This window comes from Mycobacterium sp. NGS58, from assembly GCF_059812385.1.
The window spans coordinates 167,009-184,843 of the sequence record NZ_JCALCO010000001.1; the positions used below are offsets into that span (position 1 = coordinate 167,009).

18 protein-coding genes are annotated in these 17,835 nt (G+C 66.8%); 10 read left to right on the forward strand and 8 right to left on the reverse strand.

Going from position 1 to position 17,835, the window contains the following annotated elements; all coding sequences use genetic code 11:
* Positions 1–20: 20 nt before the first annotated feature.
* Positions 21–2,453 carry a transglycosylase/D,D-transpeptidase PonA2 gene (gene ponA2, locus AC5Y4H_RS00835; RefSeq protein WP_499977721.1) on the reverse strand — a complete coding sequence of 811 codons (2,433 nt, stop codon included), beginning with the start codon at positions 2,451–2,453 and terminating at the stop codon, positions 21–23.
* Positions 2,454–2,804: 351 nt separating this feature from the next.
* Here ponA2 and AC5Y4H_RS00840 point away from each other — a divergent pair, with 351 nt between their 5' ends.
* Entirely contained in the window at positions 2,805–3,155 is a 351-nt protein-coding gene (locus AC5Y4H_RS00840; protein ID WP_007772220.1) for a WhiB family transcriptional regulator, read from the forward strand.
* Positions 3,156–3,179: 24 nt separating this feature from the next.
* On the opposite strand, the gene bagB is transcribed toward AC5Y4H_RS00840, so the two are convergent.
* On the reverse strand, positions 3,180–4,337 hold the full coding sequence (gene bagB / locus AC5Y4H_RS00845; RefSeq protein ID WP_499977726.1) for an ATPase BagB: 1,158 nt from the start codon (positions 4,335–4,337) through the stop codon (positions 3,180–3,182).
* Complete coding sequence (gene bagA, locus AC5Y4H_RS00850; RefSeq protein ID WP_499977730.1) at positions 4,334–5,353, reverse strand: ATPase BagA; 1,020 nt, start codon at positions 5,351–5,353, stop codon at positions 4,334–4,336. Before bagA ends, bagB begins: the two co-directional genes overlap by 4 nt.
* A gap of 35 nt (positions 5,354–5,388) precedes the next feature.
* Here bagA and sp36 point away from each other — a divergent pair, with 35 nt between their 5' ends.
* The 3 genes from sp36 to AC5Y4H_RS00865 are packed head-to-tail and all read left to right on the forward strand — an operon-like array spanning position 5,389 to position 6,829.
* Positions 5,389–5,550 (forward strand): Sp36 family protein, encoded by a 162-nt coding sequence (gene sp36 / locus AC5Y4H_RS00855; protein ID WP_007772224.1) that lies wholly within the window; start codon positions 5,389–5,391, stop codon positions 5,548–5,550.
* A 14-nt stretch (positions 5,551–5,564) separates the two neighbouring features.
* Positions 5,565–6,020, forward strand: a complete 456-nt coding sequence (locus AC5Y4H_RS00860; RefSeq protein ID WP_499977733.1) for a RidA family protein — start codon at positions 5,565–5,567, stop codon at positions 6,018–6,020.
* Between the two features lie 5 nt (positions 6,021–6,025).
* Positions 6,026–6,829 (forward strand): MBL fold metallo-hydrolase, encoded by an 804-nt coding sequence (locus tag AC5Y4H_RS00865; protein WP_499977735.1) that lies wholly within the window; start codon positions 6,026–6,028, stop codon positions 6,827–6,829.
* Between the two features lie 13 nt (positions 6,830–6,842).
* On the opposite strand, the gene crp is transcribed toward AC5Y4H_RS00865, so the two are convergent.
* The gene (gene crp / locus AC5Y4H_RS00870; protein ID WP_007772229.1) at positions 6,843–7,517 is read right to left on the reverse strand and encodes a cAMP-activated global transcriptional regulator CRP; all 675 of its coding nucleotides are present in this window, start codon (positions 7,515–7,517) and stop codon (positions 6,843–6,845) included.
* Between the two features lie 105 nt (positions 7,518–7,622).
* Complete coding sequence (locus AC5Y4H_RS00875) at positions 7,623–8,003, reverse strand: hypothetical protein (RefSeq protein WP_499977737.1); 381 nt, start codon at positions 8,001–8,003, stop codon at positions 7,623–7,625.
* Positions 8,004–8,192: 189 nt separating this feature from the next.
* Between AC5Y4H_RS00875 and nth the strand changes: the two genes are divergently transcribed.
* Genes nth through marP form a run of 4 tightly spaced genes read left to right on the forward strand, consistent with a single transcriptional unit; the run spans position 8,193 to position 11,606 of the window.
* The gene (gene nth / locus AC5Y4H_RS00880; protein WP_499977740.1) at positions 8,193–8,873 is read left to right on the forward strand and encodes an endonuclease III; all 681 of its coding nucleotides are present in this window, start codon (positions 8,193–8,195) and stop codon (positions 8,871–8,873) included.
* A gap of 32 nt (positions 8,874–8,905) precedes the next feature.
* A complete protein-coding gene (locus AC5Y4H_RS00885) occupies positions 8,906–9,562 on the forward strand; it encodes a TlpA disulfide reductase family protein (RefSeq protein ID WP_499977743.1) in 657 nt (218 codons plus the stop codon).
* Between the two features lie 29 nt (positions 9,563–9,591).
* A complete protein-coding gene (locus tag AC5Y4H_RS00890) occupies positions 9,592–10,407 on the forward strand; it encodes an NUDIX hydrolase (RefSeq protein ID WP_499977746.1) in 816 nt (271 codons plus the stop codon).
* A gap of 5 nt (positions 10,408–10,412) precedes the next feature.
* On the forward strand, positions 10,413–11,606 hold the full coding sequence (marP, locus tag AC5Y4H_RS00895; protein ID WP_499978116.1) for an acid resistance serine protease MarP: 1,194 nt from the start codon (positions 10,413–10,415) through the stop codon (positions 11,604–11,606).
* A 10-nt stretch (positions 11,607–11,616) separates the two neighbouring features.
* On the opposite strand, the gene AC5Y4H_RS00900 is transcribed toward marP, so the two are convergent.
* Both AC5Y4H_RS00900 and AC5Y4H_RS00905 read right to left on the reverse strand, forming a co-directional pair.
* Positions 11,617–12,576 carry an alpha/beta fold hydrolase gene (locus AC5Y4H_RS00900; RefSeq protein ID WP_499977747.1) on the reverse strand — a complete coding sequence of 320 codons (960 nt, stop codon included), beginning with the start codon at positions 12,574–12,576 and terminating at the stop codon, positions 11,617–11,619.
* The gene (locus AC5Y4H_RS00905) at positions 12,577–13,110 is read right to left on the reverse strand and encodes a phage holin family protein (protein ID WP_499977749.1); all 534 of its coding nucleotides are present in this window, start codon (positions 13,108–13,110) and stop codon (positions 12,577–12,579) included.
* 261 nt (positions 13,111–13,371) lie between these two features.
* Here AC5Y4H_RS00905 and AC5Y4H_RS00910 point away from each other — a divergent pair, with 261 nt between their 5' ends.
* Entirely contained in the window at positions 13,372–14,070 is a 699-nt protein-coding gene (locus AC5Y4H_RS00910) for a S1 family peptidase (protein WP_499977751.1), read from the forward strand.
* 11 nt (positions 14,071–14,081) lie between these two features.
* Here the strand turns inward: AC5Y4H_RS00910 and acs are convergent, their stop codons facing one another.
* Complete coding sequence (gene acs, locus AC5Y4H_RS00915; protein WP_499977753.1) at positions 14,082–16,031, reverse strand: acetate--CoA ligase; 1,950 nt, start codon at positions 16,029–16,031, stop codon at positions 14,082–14,084.
* Between the two features lie 172 nt (positions 16,032–16,203).
* Between acs and AC5Y4H_RS00920 the strand changes: the two genes are divergently transcribed.
* Positions 16,204–17,832 carry a peptide ABC transporter substrate-binding protein gene (locus tag AC5Y4H_RS00920; protein WP_499977755.1) on the forward strand — a complete coding sequence of 543 codons (1,629 nt, stop codon included), beginning with the start codon at positions 16,204–16,206 and terminating at the stop codon, positions 17,830–17,832.
* The last annotated feature ends 3 nt before the right edge of the window (positions 17,833–17,835 follow it).

Sequence of the window (17,835 nt, forward strand, 5' to 3'; positions counted from 1 at the left end):
CTCTCGGCGTCTCGCGACGACTATGGGGGCGGCTGCCCGGGCGGCGGAGGCGGCGGTGGTGCCAGCAGCGGAATGGTGATCGGCGGCAGACCCGGAATCTCGACAACCTGCGAGCCGACCGGCGGCGGTGCACCTTCCGGCGGTGGCGGCGGGGCAGGCGGGATGCCGTTACTGACCTGGATGGTGATGATCGAGCCCGGAATGGTTGCCCCGCTCGGTGTCGTTCCGACCACCTCGCCCTGTTTTGCGCTGCTGTTGACGAAGTTGTTCTGGTCGGCGACCTGGAAGCCCGCCTCCTTGATGCGCTGGCGGGCCGCGTCGATGTCCAGACCGGCGACGCTGGGCACGCGCGAGCCGGGTGACCCGTCGACGTAGCGGGGGTCGGTGGGCGGCAACTGCACCGGCCCGAAGTTGTTGGCGATCGGCTTCATCGCGGTAAACCACGTGCGGGCCGGCTCATTACCGCCGTACAGGTCGCCCTCACCGCAATGGCGCAGCGGGGCCGAGCACAGGTCGGTGGGGTTGGGGGAGTCGTCGTAGATGTAGTTGGCCGCCGCGTAGTGGTTGGTGAACCCCACGAAGCCCGACGAGCGGTGCGCCTCGGTGGTGCCCGTCTTACCGGATACCGGCAGGTCCCAGCCCGCCGCGCTGGCCGATCCGGCCGCCGTGCCGCCGCCCAGCGCGTCCTTGCTCATCGCGTTGGCCAGTGTGTTCGCCAGGCCCTCGGGCACCACCTGATCGCAGGTCTCGGTGGTCACCGCGACCTCGTTGCCCTTGCGGTCGACCAGCTTGTCGATCGGATTGGGTGGGCACCAGGTGCCGCCCGAGGCGAGGGTGGCCGCGACGTTGGACAGCTCCAGCGCGTTCACCTCGATCGGTCCCAGCGTGAACGAGCCGATGTTCTGCCGTTTGACGAAGTCGGCCAGGCTCTCGTTGCTGTCGGGGTTGTAGTCGCGGGCCGTGCCCGGGTCGGCGTAGGAACGCAGCCCGAGTTTGATCGCCATGTCCACCGTGCGGGTCACGCCGACCTGCTGGATCAGCTTGGCGAACGCGGTGTTTGGGGAGGTGGCCAGCGCGTCGGTGACGTTCATCGACCCGCGGTAGTTGCCGGCGTTGACCACGCACCAGTTGTCCTTCGGGCAGCCCTTGGCCCCACCGCTACCCATGCCCTTCGCCTGGAACCGGCCCGGCACCTCGAGGGTGGCGTTGATGCCCATCCCCATGTCCAGGGCCGCGGCCGTGGTGAAGATCTTGAAGACGGATCCCGCGCCGTCGCCGACCAGCGAGAAGGGTTGCGGGCGCATGGTTTGGCCGGCGTCGACGTCCAGCCCGTAGGTCCGGTTGCTGGCCATCGCCATCACCTTGTGCGACGTCTTGCCCGGCTGCAGCACGCTCATCACACTCGAGATCCCCGGAAGCGTCGGGCTGGCGAACTTGTCGATGGCCGCCTTGACCGGGATCTGCACGTCCGGGTCCAGCGTGGTCTTGATGGTGTAACCGCCCCGGGCCACCTGTTCCTTGCTGATCCCGGCCCGGGACAGGTACTCCTGGACGTAGTCGCAAAAGAACGCGCGATCACCCGCCGCGATGCAGCCGCGGGGTAACTCGTTGGGCTGCGGAAGGATTCCCAGCGGCGCTGCCTTGGCGGCGCGCAGCGCCTCCTCCTCCTGCGGGATGTTCTCGATCATGGTGTCCAGCACCAGGTTTCGTCGTGCCAACGCACCATCGGGATTGATGTAGGGGTTCAGCGCGCTGGTCGACTGCACCATGCCCGCCAGCAGCGCCGCCTGCTGCCAGTTCAGGTCGGAGGCGTTGATGCCGAAGTAGGTCTGCGCCGCGTCCTGCACGCCGAACGAGCCGTTGCCGAACGAGACGAGGTTCAGATACCGGGTCAGGATCTCCGGCTTGGTGAACGTCTTGTCCAGCGTGAGCGCCATGCGGATCTCGCGCAGCTTGCGGGCCGGGGTGGTTTCGATGGCCGCGCGCTTCTCGGCGTCGGTTTTGGCGGTCACCAGGAGTTGGTAGTTCTTGATGTACTGCTGCTCGATGGTCGAGCCGCCGCGCGTGTCTACGTCGCCGCGCGCGTAGCCCGCCAGCCCGGTCAGGGTGCCTTTCCAGTCCACCCCGTTGTGCTCGGCGAACCGCTTGTCCTCGATGGACACGATCGCCAGCTTCATCGTGTTGGCGATTTTGTCGGTGGGTACCTCGAACCGGCGCTGCGAGTACAGCCAAGCGATGGTGTTGCCTTTGGCGTCGACCATCGTCGACACGGCCGGCACCTCGCCCTCGAGAAGCTGAGCCGAGCCGTTGGCCACCACTTCCGAGGCCCGATTGGACACAAGTCCGATGCCGCCGGCGAATGGGAACAGCAGCGCCGTGGCAACGACACTGGCCAACAAGCACAGCCCGGCGAGCTTGAGGATCGTGAGCGCGGCCGGGGGGCGGTCTGACATGGCTACTACATTAGCGGCCCTGAGTCACGCCGCCACGCTGCGCGTTCACCCACAAAATGTGTCCAGCTGAGCGCCCGGCGCCGGCGGGCGCGAAATTTGCACTTGCGTCACGCGGCGCGCACCTTACCGCCCAAGATCACTTCCGCGCTCGCCGTTTGGCACGAGACGGCACGCCCGTCCCAAAAAAACCGTTATCGGACTGTTGCGCAATTGGCACCTGACCACCTAACTTAGACACACGGTGAGATTCAGGTAACACCGATGTACATGGTGTGGCGTAGATCGCTTGGTCGGGATCTGCACCCGAGGAGGGCGGCCGTGTCGGGCGGCCGATAGGGAAGGGAACAGTTCGTGTCACCAATACGGCCGGCGGCGCGTAGGACAAACATTGCAGCCGCACAAGGGGTACTTCGCAGTGTCGATGCCGAGGAACGGATCGCTTGGGTTTCCAAGGCGCTATGCCGGACCACCGATCCCGACGAACTGTTTGTCCGAGGAGCGGCCCAGCGTAAAGCGGCAGTGATCTGCCGGCACTGCCCGGTGATGCAGGAATGCGGGGCAGACGCGCTGGACAACAAGGTCGAGTTCGGGGTGTGGGGCGGCATGACCGAGCGGCAACGTCGCGCCCTGCTCAAACAGCACCCCGAGGTGGTTTCCTGGGCGGACTTCTTCGACAAGAGGCGCACCCGCAGCGTCGGCTGAGCCTTGTGTGGGGGCGGGGGGTTTTCAGCGGGCCGTTGCCCGGCCCGCATCGTCGGCTACCGAAGTGATCTGATCGGCGAGCGCGCGCAGCGCCTCCAAATCCGAAACATCAAAGGGCAACGACGGCACGCCGATGACCGGTACGTGCGGATTGGCTCCGGTGAATCGGGAAAGCAATCTGATCTCCCGCTTGGCGGTCTGCGCACGGTCGGCGTGAATCTTCAACACCGCCGAGGCCAGCGACGCAGCTTCGGAGTCGCCGTCCTCTTCCAGCATTTCGCTGCCGTCGATCGCCCGCTCGGCCGGCAGGGAACACAGCGGCGGATGGGTGCGGTTCAAGACCAGGCCGGCGAGCGGCATGCCTTCCTGCGAGAGCCGGTCGACGAAGAAGGCCGCCTCCCGCAGCGCGTCCGGCTCGGCCGCCGACACCACAACGAACTGCGTCCCACGCCTTTTCAGCAGCGCGTAGGTGCGATCGGCCTTCTCGCGGAAGCCGCCGAAGGTGGCGTCCAGCGACTGCACGAAGGCCGCCGCGTCGCCGAGCATCTGTGAACCGAGGATTGTGGACATCGCCTTCATCGCCAAACCCATTGCGCCGGTTACCAATCGGCCGATGCCCCGGCCGGGTGCCAACAGCAGGCGCCACAGCCGGCTGTCCATGAAGCTGCCCAGCCGTTTGGGCGCATCCAGGAAGTCCAGTGCGTTGCGCGATGGCGGGGTGTCGACGACCACCAGGTCCCAGCGGTCCTCGGCCAGCAGCTGGCCGAGCTTCTCCATCGCCATGTACTCCTGCGTGCCGGCGAGTGAACTGGCGACGGTCTGATAGAACTGGTTATCCAGAATCGCTTGTGCGCGACCGGGTCCGGAGTACTGAATCACCATCTCGTCGAAGGTGCGGCGCATGTCGAGCATCATCGCGTGCAGCTCGCCGGGAACCTCCGCCGCCAGGGGGACCCGTTGCGGAGTGTTGCCGAGGTCGCTGACCCCGAGTGCCTGTGCCAATCGCTTGGCCGGATCGATCGTCAAAACGCAGACATTGCGGCCGTATTCGGCGGCGCGCAGCGCGATAGCGGCGGCGGTGGTGGTCTTGCCCACCCCGCCCGCGCCGCAGCAGACGACCACGCGGTTGGTCGTGTCGGCCAGGATGGCCGCCATGTCAAGCCGTGTAGGCGTGGTGCTCATCGAACCCCCTGCTGCGCAAGTGATTCCGACAGCTCGTAAAGGCTACCGAGGTCGACCCCGTCGGAAATGGCTGGTAATTCCAATCGCGCCACATTCAGTGCATCGAGCTGTTGCGCGATCTCGGCGCGGGTGGCGACGACCGTCGCATGCTCGATGGTCTCCGTGAGCAGGCCGGCAAAGTCTTTGTCGTTCAAGTTGATTCCGGTCTTCTCCAGCCCCGAACGCACCGAGTCGGCGTCGACGTGTCCCTCGGCGGCCTTCGCCAGATCGGCCGGCTGTAGGTAAGAGGGGATGTTGCGGTTCACGATCACGCTGCCGATCGGTAGCTGCATCTCGGCGAGCTCCTCGATGGCTTCCAGCGTCTCCTGAACCGGCAGCGCCTCCAGCAGGGTCACTAAGTGAATGGCCGTCTGTTCGGAGTGCAGTAGCTTCACCACGCCGTCGGCCTGCGAATGCACCGGGCCGCCCTTGGCCAAATCGGACACGGCCTTGGTGACATCCAGGAACCGCGCGATCCGTCCGGTCGGCGGGGCGTCGACGACTATCGCGTCATAAACGGGCAGCCGATTCTTGTCGACGCGTATCACCGTCTCTTTGATCTTGCCGGTCAGCAGCACGTCACGCAGGCCCGGTGCGATCGTCGTCGCGAACTCGATCGCGCCGATCCGGCGCATCGCGCGGCCCGCAATGCCCAGGTTGTAGAACATGTCGAGGTACTCCAAAAAGGCGGCCTCGATGTCGATCGCCAGGGCGTTGACCTGACCGCCGCGTTCGGCGGTCGCGATCTTCACCTCCTGATAGGGCAGGGGTGGCACGTCGAAGAGTTGTGCAATCCCTTGGCGGCCCTCGACTTCCACGAGCAGGACCTTGCGCCCTCCCGCGGCGAGGGTCAGTGCCAGCGCGGCCGCGATGGTCGACTTACCCGTTCCGCCTTTGCCGGTCACGAAATGTAAACGGGCCTTCGTCAAGCGCGAGGGCCAGCCGACGGCAGCTCCGCCGCTCGATGTGGTTGCCACCTTCGCATGCTAGCCCGACCCGATAAGCTCGCGGCATGAGCCAACCGACCGCATGGGAGTACGTCACCGTTCCGCTGCTGACGCATGCCACCAAACAGATCCTGGACCAGTGGGGCGCCGACGGCTGGGAGCTGGTGTCGGTGCTGCAAGGGCCGACCGGCGAGCAGCACGTCGCGTATCTGAAGCGGCCCAAGTAAAGGGGTCGAGTCCAATGGGTGCTTCGGCCCGGCTCGGGCAGCTCGGCCTCGCGCTCCCGGAAGTGGTCGCGCCGCTGGCCTCCTACGTACCGGCGGTGCGCACCGGCAACCTGATCTACACCGCGGGCCAACTCCCGATGCGGGAGGGAAAGCTGTTGGCCACCGGCAAGGTGGGCGCCGGCGTCAGCCCGGACGAGGGCAAGGCGATGGCCCGGATCTGTGTGCTCAACGCGCTGGCGGCCGTCAACTCGCTGGTGGGTATCGACGAGGTGACCCGGGTGGTGAAGGTCGTCGGATTCGTCGCCTCGGCTCCGGGATTCAATGGCCAGCCGAGCGTCATCAACGGGGCCTCCGAACTGCTCGGCGAGGTGTTCGGCGAACGGGGCGCGCATGCGCGCTCGGCGGTCGGCGTCTCCGAGCTGCCACTGGATGCGCCGGTGGAAGTGGAGCTGATCGTCGAGGTCGGCTGACGTCCGTGACCCAGGCCGCCGAGTCACTGACCCATCCCGCATACGCCAAGCTACGGGTGGTCACCGAGACGGCGTCGGTCCTGTTGGCCGAGAACCCCGGGCTGCTGACGCTCGAGGGCACCAACACCTGGGTGCTGCGCGGCCCGCGCAGCGACGAGCTGGTCATCGTCGACCCCGGACCCGATGATGACGACCACATCGCACGGCTTGCCGCGCTGGGCCGCATCGCCCTGGTGCTGATCAGCCACCGGCACAGCGATCACACCGACGGCATCGACAAGCTGGTCGAGCTGACCGGCGCCACCGTGCGCTCGGCGGGCAGTGGTTTTCTGCGCGGCCTTGGCGGCGAGCTGACCGACGGCGAGGTAATCGATGCCGCCGGCCTCAAGATCAAGGTGATGGCGACCCCGGGCCACACCGCCGATTCGCTGTCCTTCCTGCTCGACGATGCCGTGTTGACCGCCGACACCGTCCTGGGCCGCGGCACGGCCGTCCTCGATAAGGAGGACGGCAGCCTGACGGACTACCTGGAATCGTTGCGGCGGTTGCGCGGCCTGGGCCGAAGGACGGTGCTGCCCGGACACGGCCCGGATCTGGCCGATCTGGAAAGTGTCGCGCAGGGCTATCTCGCGCACCGGCGGGAGCGACTGGATCAGGTGCGTGCGGCGTTGCGGGAGTTGGGAGACGACGCGGGCACTCGCCGGATCGTCGAACACGTCTACGTCGATGTCGACGAGAAACTCTGGGATGCCGCCGAGTGGTCGGTGCAGGTGCAGCTGAACCACCTGCGCTCGGAGCTCTCGGAGTAACCCCGTAGCGCGCTTACCGCGCTCGGCGCGCCAGTCGCTCGGAGTCCGAGATCAGCACGCTCTTACCCTCCAGACGGATCCAGCCGCGGTGGGCGAAGTCGGCCAGCGCCTTGTTCACCGTCTCCCGCGACGCCCCGACCAGCTGGGCGATCTCTTCCTGCGTCAGGTCGTGGGTGACCCGCATGGCGCCGCCCTCTTGGGTGCCGAACCGCTGCGCGAGCTGCAGCAGCTGCTTGGCCACCCGCCCGGGCACGTCGGTGAAGATGAGGTCGGCCAGGTTGTTGTTGGTGCGGCGCAGGCGTCGGGCCAGCACCCGCAACAACTGCTCGGCGATCTCGGGTCGATCGGCGATCCACGCCCGGAGCGCGTCGCGGTCCATCGACACCGCGCGCACCTCGGTGATGGTGGTGGCGCTGGACGTTCGCGGACCCGGGTCGAAGATCGACAATTCGCCGAACATGTCCGAAGGGCCCATGATCGTCAGCAGGTTCTCGCGTCCATCGGGCGAACGGCGACCGATCTTCACCTTCCCCGCGACGATGATATACAGCCGGTCGCCGGGCTCCCCCTCGGCGAAGACCGTGTGTCCACGGGGGAAGTCGACGGGTTGCAGCTGCTTGGTCAGCGCTGTGACTGCGCCGGGTTCAACCCCTTGGAAGATTCCTGCCCTTGCCAGGATCTCGTCCACGTTGCCTCTTCAACTTTCCCAGAAAATTTAGTGTGCTACGGGCAGGCTAACCCCTTGCTCGCGTGACGAGTCTAGAGGAACGCCATTGTGTCCAACGTGCCAACGCTACACAGGATTGGCGTGTCGAGGTGCCCTAAACTGCGGATTGACGTGCGAATGGCTGTGTATCCGGGTCGGGAGCGTCATTTCATCGCGGTCGACGAAGCTGACGGCGAACGACGGCGCGGCGTGGCGCGGCCCGCCGCTGCGCTCGTTCGTCGGGGCCTCAAGTAGCTGAGCAAGCTCGCGCTGGTGTAGGTATTCCAGCGCCTCGGGCATGCCTTCGGAGGCCAGCGTGTGCATGTTTACACCGTCGGCATGCTCGGGGAACTCGTCGTCGATGGTTACCGCGCGGGCGTCAGGGGTGAGCTCGGACTCGAGCCGCCCGAGACCCAGCGCCGCCAGCATCAGCAGCGCCGGAACACCGGCCACCAGCAACCACGACACATCGAAGAGTAAACATCGCCATCAATCAACACGGGGTCTCAGCAAGATCACGAAATCAGTACTCTGTCGTAGGTGACAGCGGCAAAGTCGTCCGGGCGTTCGAAATCGACTCCGGCCCCGCCAGGTGGCGCCGATTCCCCACGTTGGTCCGAGGAAACCCGAGTCGGCTTGGTGCGACGGGCGAGGCGCATGAATCGTACGCTGGCACAAGCGTTTCCGGACGCCCACTGCGAGCTGGATTTCACGACGCCGCTGGAATTGACGGTCGCCACAATCCTTTCGGCGCAAAGCACCGACAAGCGGGTCAACCTGACGACGCCGGCGCTGTTCAAGCGGTACGCGTCGGCGCTGGATTATGCGCAAGCGGACCGCGCCGAGCTGGAAACCCTGATCCGTCCGACCGGCTTTTTCCGCAACAAGGCGTCGTCGCTGATCGGCCTGGGACAGGCCCTGGTTGAACGGTTCGACGGCGAGGTGCCGTCGACCATGGCCGAACTGGTCACCCTGCCCGGGGTCGGGCGCAAGACTGCGAACGTCATCCTGGGAAACGCCTTCGGGATTCCCGGCATCACGGTCGACACCCATTTCGCGCGGCTGGTGCACCGGTGGCGCTGGACCGCGGACAAGGATCCGGTCAAAATCGAGCATTCCGTCGGCGAGCTCATCGAACGCGGTGAGTGGACCATGTTGAGCCACCGGGTGATCTTCCACGGCCGCCGGGTGTGTCATGCCCGCAAACCCGCGTGCGGCGTATGCCTGATCGCCAAAGACTGCCCGTCGTTCGGCCTCGGTCCCACCGAGCCTGCGCTGGCCGCACCGTTGGTGAAGGGCCCGGAAACCGAGCACCTGCTCGCCCTGGCCGGGCTGTAAACCGGCCGCGAACGACGCGCACAGGGACCGCAATGCTGACGCTGACCCGGAGGGCTCGCTGGCACATCGCGATTCTGGCGGTGGTGGTCGCGCTGATCGCGGCGCTCGTCGCCCAGCTGCGCGATGACTCCGCGCCGACGTCGATGCCCGCGAATGATCACGCGGTGACCGACCGGGAGCACCGCGACGCCGATACGCCCGCCGCGTTGTCGGGCCCGCGGCAGCGCGCCGACCTGCCGCCATGCCCGGCCGCCGGAACCGGCGACGGCCCCGAGGCGCTGCGCGGTGTGGCGGTCGATTGCGCCGCCGACGGATCCCTGGTCGACGTCGCCCGCGCACTGGCCGGGCGTCGGGTGGTCCTCAACCTGTGGGCATATTGGTGCGCGCCCTGCGCTGCCGAACTGCCCGCGATGGCCGAGTATCAACGTCGGGCCGGTCCGGACGTGATGGTGGTGACGGTGCATCAAGACGAGAACGAGACGGCGGCGCTGCTGCGGCTGGCCGAGCTGGGTGTGCGCCTGCCGACGCTGCAGGACGGTCGTCGCCGGGTCGCGGCCGCGCTGCGGGTGGTAAATGTGATGCCCGCGACGGTGGTCCTTCGGCCGGACGGTAGCGTTGCCCAAACGCTGCCACGAGCTTTCAACACTGCCGATGAGATCGCGGCTGCGATCGGCAACGACAGGGGATAAGCGGAAAAATTGAACCGACTGGAGGGGCCGTGAGTGCTGGGGGTTCACCCCTGCGGAATGGGGACCCCGCTCCCGCGCGCGGGACCGTTCCGCTGAGGCCTGACGCCTGCCCCTCGTGGCTGCGTCCGTTGGTCGACGACGTCGATCACGTTCCCGATGCCGCCAGGCGTCGCCTGCCGGCCGACGTGCTGGCGATGATCACCAGCAAGGCCGTGTCGGCGGTAACGACCCTGCGCGGCGCAAGCCGCGAAGCCGCCGTCCTGGTGTTGTTCTCCGGTTCGGAATCCGGCCCGCCCGACGGCGGTTTCCCCGACGACGCCGACCTACTGGTCACCGTGCGGGCATCGACTCTGCGCCACCACGCCGGCCAGGCGGCATTCCCCGGCGGTGCCTCCGATCCCACCGACCGAGGTCCGGTGGACACCGCGCTCCGCGAGGCCCGCGAGGAAACCGGCATCGACGTCAGCCGGCTGTATCCCTTGGCCACGATGGAAAAGATGTTCATCGCGCCGTCGCAGTTCCACGTCGTCCCGGTGCTGGCCTACTCGCCGGATCCGGGACCCGTGGCCGTCGTCAACGAGGCCGAAACGGCGATCGTGGCGCGAGTTCCGTTGCGCGCCTTCATCAACCCGGACAACCGGCTGATGGTGTACCGCGGCGATCTCGGCCGCCGGTGGGCCGGCCCGGCGTTTCTGCTCAACGAGATGCTGGTCTGGGGATTCACCGGCCAGGTAATCTCCGCGCTGCTCGACGTCGCCGGCTGGGCCCGACCGTGGGACACCACCGACGAGCGGGAGTTGGACGCGGCGATGGCACTGGTCGGCGAGGGGGACGGGTCTCGATGAATTCCATGACACCGTCGCAGTGGCTGGACGTCGCCGTCCTCGCGGTCGCCTTCATCGCGGCGATCTCCGGCTGGCGGTCCGGCGCGCTGGGCTCGTTGCTGTCGTTCGTCGGGGTCTTGCTCGGCGCAATCGCCGGGGTGCTGCTGGCGCCCCACCTGGTCAGCCACATCGCCGCGCCGCGCGCGAAATTGTTTGCCGCACTGTTCCTGATCCTCGCGCTCGTCGTCATCGGCGAGGTCGCCGGCGTGGTGCTCGGACGGGCCGTTCGCGGCGCGATCCGTAGCCGTTCCATCCGAACGGTCGACTCGATCATCGGGGTGGCGGTCCAGCTGGTCGTGGTGCTGACCGCGGCGTGGTTGTTGGCGACGCCGCTCACCCAGTCCAAGGACCAGCCGGAGCTGGCCGCCGCGGTCCGCGGTTCGCGAGTGCTGGCTCGCGTCAACGACGTCGCGCCGCCCTGGCTCAAGACGGTGCCGAAGCGGCTGTCCGCGCTGCTGAACACCTCCGGTCTGCCCGCGGTGCTGGAGCCGTTCAGCCGCACCCCGGTCATTCCCGTCGCCTCGCCCGATCCCGAGCTCGCCGGCAACCCCGTGGTGCAGACCACCGCGCCCAGCGTGGTCAAGGTCCGCAGCCTGGCCCCCAGCTGCCAGAAAGTGTTGGAGGGCAGCGGCTTTGTGATCGCACCCGACCGGGTGATGACCAACGCGCACGTGGTGGCCGGCTCGAACAGCGTTCAGATTTACGCCAGCGGCAATCCCCTCGACGCCACCGTGGTGTCCTACGATCCGGCGGTCGACATTGCGATCCTGTCCGTCCCCAACCTGCCGCCGCCCCCGCTGGCCTTCGCCCAGGGCGACGCGAAAACCGGTGCCAGCGTTGTGGTCCTGGGCTATCCCGGCGGCGGGAACTTCACCGCGACCCCAGCCAGGATCCGCGAGCTGATCAAGTTGAGCGGACCCGACATCTACCGGGATCCCGCGCCCGTCACCCGCGACGTATACACAATCAGAGCCAGTGTGGAGCAAGGCAATTCGGGCGGCCCCTTGATCGATCTCGACGGTCATGTGCTCGGCGTGGTGTTCGGTGCGGCGGTCGACGACCCCGACACCGGGTTCGTGTTGACCGCCGACGAGGTGGCCAGTCAGCTATCGAGGATCGGTGACACTCAAATGGTGGGCACAGGTTCCTGCGTCGGCTGAGCCGCCGCGCCTACCGAGCCCGGGTCAGATGCACCTGTTCCAGGAATCTCGTCAGGTGCCTGTTGATTTCCTCGGGCGCCTCTTCATGGCTGAAATGCCCTGCGCCCGCGATGGATACGTAGCGTCCCTGCGGCGCGTAGCGTCGCGTGCGGTCGACGGGGTCGGCCAGCACGTAGGGATCCGCCTCGCCGCGTAGGTGTAACAGCGGCACGCTGAGTTGCTGGCTCATCGACCGCATGAAACGCCGGCCTTCATCGCGCAGCTGGCTGCGCGCGGCCCAGCGCTGGTATTCCAGGGCGCTGTGTGCGGCCGCAGGGATTTGGATTGCCGTCCGCAAATGGCCGATGCTCTCGGAGAAGTCTTCGGAGGCAAGCCATTTGCCGCAGCTGCGGCTGCGGACCAGGCGCTCGATCTCGGCGGCGTTGTCGCGGGTCAACAGGCGCTCGGGCCACAACGGTATCTGGTATTGCAGCAGCGTCGGTAACAGCGCATAACCCTGGTCGCGTCGCGTCAACGTGGATCGCCGCAACGCCGCCGGATGCGGAGAACTGATCAGCGCGATCGCCGAGACCAGCCGGGGATGCAACAAGGCGGTGGCCCAGCAGCCCAGCCCGCCGTCGGCGTGGCCAACCAACGTCGCCGAGGAGTGCCCCAGCGCCCGAATGAGTCCGGCGGCGTCGCCGGCCATGGTCCAGCCGTCGTAACCGCGGGGCGGCTTATCGCTGCCGCCGTAGCCGCGCAGGTCGACGGCGACCACCCGCGCGCCGCGCAGTCCGCGCAGCTGATGACGCCAGGACCACCAAAACGACCCGAAACCGTGCAGCAGCATCACCAGCGGGCGGGCCGTTGCGGTTGGGCCGTCGGCGTCGTTAAGAGCCTCGACGACGTGGAAGCGGATGCCGTTGGCATGCACATCGAGGTGGCGCCACGGCCCCTCGATGTGCGTTACCGACGGATCCGGCGGTGCCATCTACCAACCCGATGGATCGCCGGCAGCGCCGTTTCCCGGCTTCGCGTGCCTGCCGGGGAGCTGCTTGACGCCCACGGGAGCCTTTTCGTGGCCCGGCGTGAGCGCGGTGCGTGTTTCCTTGACCGATTCGATGGTCTGACGCGGCCCGCGGATCCGGCGCACCTTGAGGAAGCCCAGCAGGGCCAGCAGGGCGCCGGCCACCACCATGATCCCGAACACGATCAGGTATGAAACCCAGCGCCACAGCCAGGTGTCGAGCAGCTCGGCGATGAAGAAGAAGAAAAAGAAGGTGGAGTAGAACAGCACCACCAGCGCCGCGATGAAGAAGACGCTCCCCGTGAGACCCTTTTTGACGTCGCGGGTGATTTCGGCGCGAGCCAGTTCGACTTCGGCCCTTACCAGCGTGGAGACCTGGGTTGTCGCGTCCTTGATCAGATCACCGATGGACGGCTCGGCGGGTTTGGCGTGCGGGTCCGTCAACGGGATCGTGGTCAGGGTGCTGGGCACACCGTTCTTGTCATCGGCTTTGCTCACAGACCGTCCTCTTTCGTCATTGCCCGGCTCGCTGCCGTCGCGGTTCATGTTGCCATGTGGCGCCCGGATAGAAGAAGCCAGACGAGGCCAGCCGACCGCCAGGCCGCGCGCTTTGAGCGCGAGCCGGCCAGTTGGGTTCGGCCAGAGGGCCGCCGGCGACGCCGCGCGCAACGCGCTTTGTCCAGAACGAACATCACATCCTGGACGATTACACTCGGCCAAGCCGGTCCTGATTTCCGGCCTACTGATGGGAGTGGGGCTGTGCGGAGGGCGCACCGATGCTTCTTAGTGGGGATGGTCGCGCTGCTCGTGGCCGCGGCGGGTTCTTTTGGCCGCGCGGCTGCCGCTGACGTCCGCATCCCGATAGGCGGTGGTGCGGGCATCGTCATCAACGGTGACACCATGTGCACCCTGACCACAATCGGCGGCGACGCCGCCGGTGAGCTGATCGGCTTCACCTCCGCGCACTGCGGCGGCCCTGGAGCCCAGGTCACCGCCGAGGGCGCGGAGAACGCGGGCGTACTGGGCACCATGGTGGCGGGCAACGACAACCTCGACTACGCGGTGATCAAGTTCGACCCGGCCAAGGTGACACCGGTGGCCAACTTCAACGGCTTCTTGATCACCGGCATCGGTCCCGACCCCGCCTTCGGCGAGATCGCTTGCAAACAGGGCCGCACGACCGGCAATTCGTGCGGTGTCACCTGGGGCATGGGTCAGTCACCGGGCACCATCGTCATGCAGGTGTGTGGTCAGCCGGGCGACTCGGGAGCGCCGGTCACGGTCAACAATCAATTGGTCGGGATGATCCACGGCGCGTTCAGCGACAATCTGCCGACGTGCATCATCAAATACATCCCGCTGCATACGCCGGCGGTGGTGGTGTCCTTCAACGCCGTACTGGGCGACATCAACGCCAAACATCGGCCCGGTGCGGGCTTCAGCCCGCTGCCGGCCTGAAAAGACAGCGACTACTTCGCCGCCCTGATCGCATCGAACACGTCGGGATCCAGCAGCGTAGAGGTGTCACCCAATTCGCGGTTTTCGGCGATGTCGCGCAACAGCCTGCGCATGATCTTGCCGCTGCGGGTCTTGGGTAGCTCGGGCACCACGTGCACCTCGCGCGGGCGGGCGATGGGCGAGATCTCGCGGGCCACCTCAACGCGCAATTCGTCGACGATCCCGTCGTCCACCTGATGGTCGGCGCGCAGGACGACGAACGCGCAGATGGCCTGGCCGGTGGTCGCGTCGGTCGCCCCGACCACGGCCGCCTCGGCCACCGAAGCGTGACCGACCAACGCCGACTCCACCTCGGCGGTGGACAGCCGATGCCCCGACACATTCATCACGTCGTCGATGCGGCCCACCATCCAGATGGCGCCGTCGCGGTCGTAATAGGCGCTGTCGCCGGCGAAATACCAGCCCTGCTCGGCGAACCTGGACCAGTAGGTCTCGACGTAGCGCTCCGGATCGCCCCAGATGCCGCGCAGCATCGACGGCCACGGCCGGTCCAAGACCAGGTAGCCGGTGATGTGCTCCTCCTTGTGCACGGCCGGCGTCAGCTCATCGCCGTGGTCGTCGACGATCTTGGCCGAGACGCCGGGCAGCGGCCTCATCGCCGAACCGGGTTTTGCCGCCGCGACTCCGGGCAGCGGCGAGATCATCGTGGCGCCCGTTTCGGTCTGCCACCAGGTGTCCACGATCGGGAGGCGCTCGGCGCCGATCACCTTGCGGTACCAACGCCACGCTTCAGGGTTGATCGGTTCACCGACCGTGCCCAGCAGTCGCAGGCTGGACAGGTCGTGCGCGTCGGGAACCTCGCGTCCCCACTTCATGAACGTGCGGATCAGCGTGGGCGCGGTGTAATAGATTGTCACGCCGAACTTTTCGATGATCTCGAAATGCCGGTGCCGGGTGGGCGAGTCGGGCGTGCCCTCGTAGAGAACCTCGGTGGCCCCGTTGGACAGGGGACCGTAGACCCCGTAGGTGTGTCCGGTGACCCAGCCGATGTCGGCTGTGCACCAGAAGACGTCGCTTTCTGCCTTGATGTCGAAAACGTAGTAGTGCGTGTAGGAGGCGTGGGTCAGATACCCGCCACTCGTGTGGACGATGCCCTTGGGCTTGCCAGTTGTTCCCGACGTGTACAGCAGGAACAGGGGCTGCTCGGCATCGAAGGGTTCCGGGGTGTGTTCGGTCGATGCCGCGTCGACGACGTCGTGCCACCACAGGTCACGGGTGTCGTTCCAGCTCACGTCAATTCCCGTGCGCCGCACCACAAGTACGTGCTCCACCGGGCTATTCGCATCCGAGACCGCCTCGTCGGCCGCGTCCTTGAGCGGTGCGGGCTTGCCGCGCCGGAACTGCCCGTCGGTGGTGATCACCAACTTGGCCTGCGCGTCGGCGATGCGGGCGCGCAATGCCTTGGCGGTGAAACCGGCGAACACCACGCTGTGCATGACGCCGAGGCGCGCGCACGCCAGCATCGCGATCACCGCTTCGGGGATCAAAGGCATGTAGATCGCGACCCGGTCGCCGGCGACCAGGCCGAGATCGGTCAGGGCGTTGGCAGCTTTACAGACTTCACCCTGCAGGTCGGAATAGGTCAGGCTGCGGCTGTCCCCGGGTTCGCCCTCCCAGTGGATGGCGACCCGTTCCCCGTGCCCGGCCTCCACATGGCGGTCGACGCAGTTGTAAGCGACGTTGAGCTTGCCGTCGGCGAACCACTTGGCGAACGGCGCCTCGGACCAGTCCAGCACCTCGGTGAACGGCGTCGCCCAAGCGAGCCGATTGGCCTGCTTCGCCCAAAACGCCAACCAATCGTCTTCGGCCTCGCGGTAGAGCTCCTCGCCGGCGTTGGCCTGCTCGACGAACTCCGGCGAAGGCGGATACGACGACGGGCCTGCGGTGTTGGGGGCGGTCACTGGCTTTCTCCTGTGTCGAGACTGCGCCGTTGAAGTGGCCTCGCGCTTTTGGCCGACTGCGAGCCTAGCCCGGTGAGGCGTAGCTGTGCGAGTGGAATCTGAGCGGCTTCGGTCGGCGCCGGGCAGGGGAGCTTCCGCAGCCGCCGCGATCGCAGGCCCTAGGGTCGCTGTCATGGGTTGGATGCGGGGCTGGCCGGCTGTCGCTGCCGTCGTCACGCTGGTGGCGGCGTCACTGGCCGGATGCGGTGGCGGCGTCCTCAGCCCGGATCTGGTCGTGGTCAACGGCGGGGAACCGCCGAACCCCCTGATTCCCACCGGCACCAACGACAGCCTGGGCGGCCGGATCCTCGATCGGCTGTTCGCCGGGCTGATGTCCTACGACGCAGCGGGCAATCCGTCGCCGGACGTGGCTCAGTCGGTCGATACCACCGACAACGTCAACTACCGGATCATCCTCAAACCCGGTTGGACGTTCACCGACGGCTCGCCGGTGACGGCCCATTCGTTCGTCGACGCATGGAACTACGGGGCGCTGAGCACCAATGCCCAACTGCAGCAAAGCTTTTTCAGCCCCATCGACGGTTTCGAGGCCGTCGCCGGGCTGACGGCCGACGGCAAGCCGGCCGCCACCACCATGTCCGGCCTGAAGGTGATCAACGACCGGGAGTTCACCGTCCGGCTGAAGGCGCCCACCATCGACTTCAAGTTGCGACTGGGGCATAGCGCGTTTTATCCCCTGCCGCAGGCGGCCTTTCGGGACATGAGCGCTTTCGGGCAGCATCCGATCGGCAATGGCCCGTACCGGCTCGCCGACGGTCCCGATGGGCCCGCGTGGGAGCACAACGTCCGAATTGACCTGCGGCCCAACCACGATTACCACGGCAACCGCAAACCCCGCAACAAGGGCCTGAGATTCGAATTCTACGCAAACCTGGACACCGCGTACGCCGATCTCCTCTCGGGCAATCTCGATGTGCTGGATACGATTCCGTCCAGCGCATTGACGATCTACAAGCGCGACCTGGGCGCCAACGCCGCCAGCGGGCCCGTCGCCGTCAGCCAATCGCTCGACACGCCGCTGCGACTGCCGCATTTCGGCGGCGAGGAAGGCCGACTGCGCCGGCTCGCGTTGTCCGCGTCCATCAACCGCCCCCAGATATGTCGCCAGATCTTCAACAAGACCCGCAGCCCCGCCCGCGACTTCACCGCCAGCTCGTTGCCCGGATTCGACCCGAACATTCCGGGCAGCGAGGGATTGGACTTCAATCCCGAACGGGCGCGCCAACTCTGGGCCCAGGCCAACGCGATCTCGCCGTGGACCGGCAGGTACGCCATCGCCTACAACGCGGACAGCGGGCATCAGGAGTGGGTGGACGCGGTGGCCAACGGCATCAAGAACGTGCTGGGCATCGACGCCGTCGGCGCGCCACAGCCCACCTTCGCGGGGTTTCGCACCCAGATCACCAATCGCACCATCGACACAGCGTTCCGGTCCGGCTGGATAGGCGACTACCCGTCGATGATCGAATTCCTCGCTCCGTTGTACGCGACCGGTGCGGGATCCAATGACGTCGGATACTCCAGCCGCGAATTCGACGCCGGCCTGGCCGCCGCCGAGGCGGCTGCCGACCTACGGCAGGCCGACGTCCTGGTCAACGTCGCTCAACGAATCCTGTTGCACGACATGCCCGCCGTGCCCCTGTGGTATTACATCGCCGTGATCGGGTGGTCACCTGAGATCAGCGCCGTCAAGGTCACCTGGAACGGGCTGCCCGACTACGAGAATCTCGTCAAGGGTTAATAC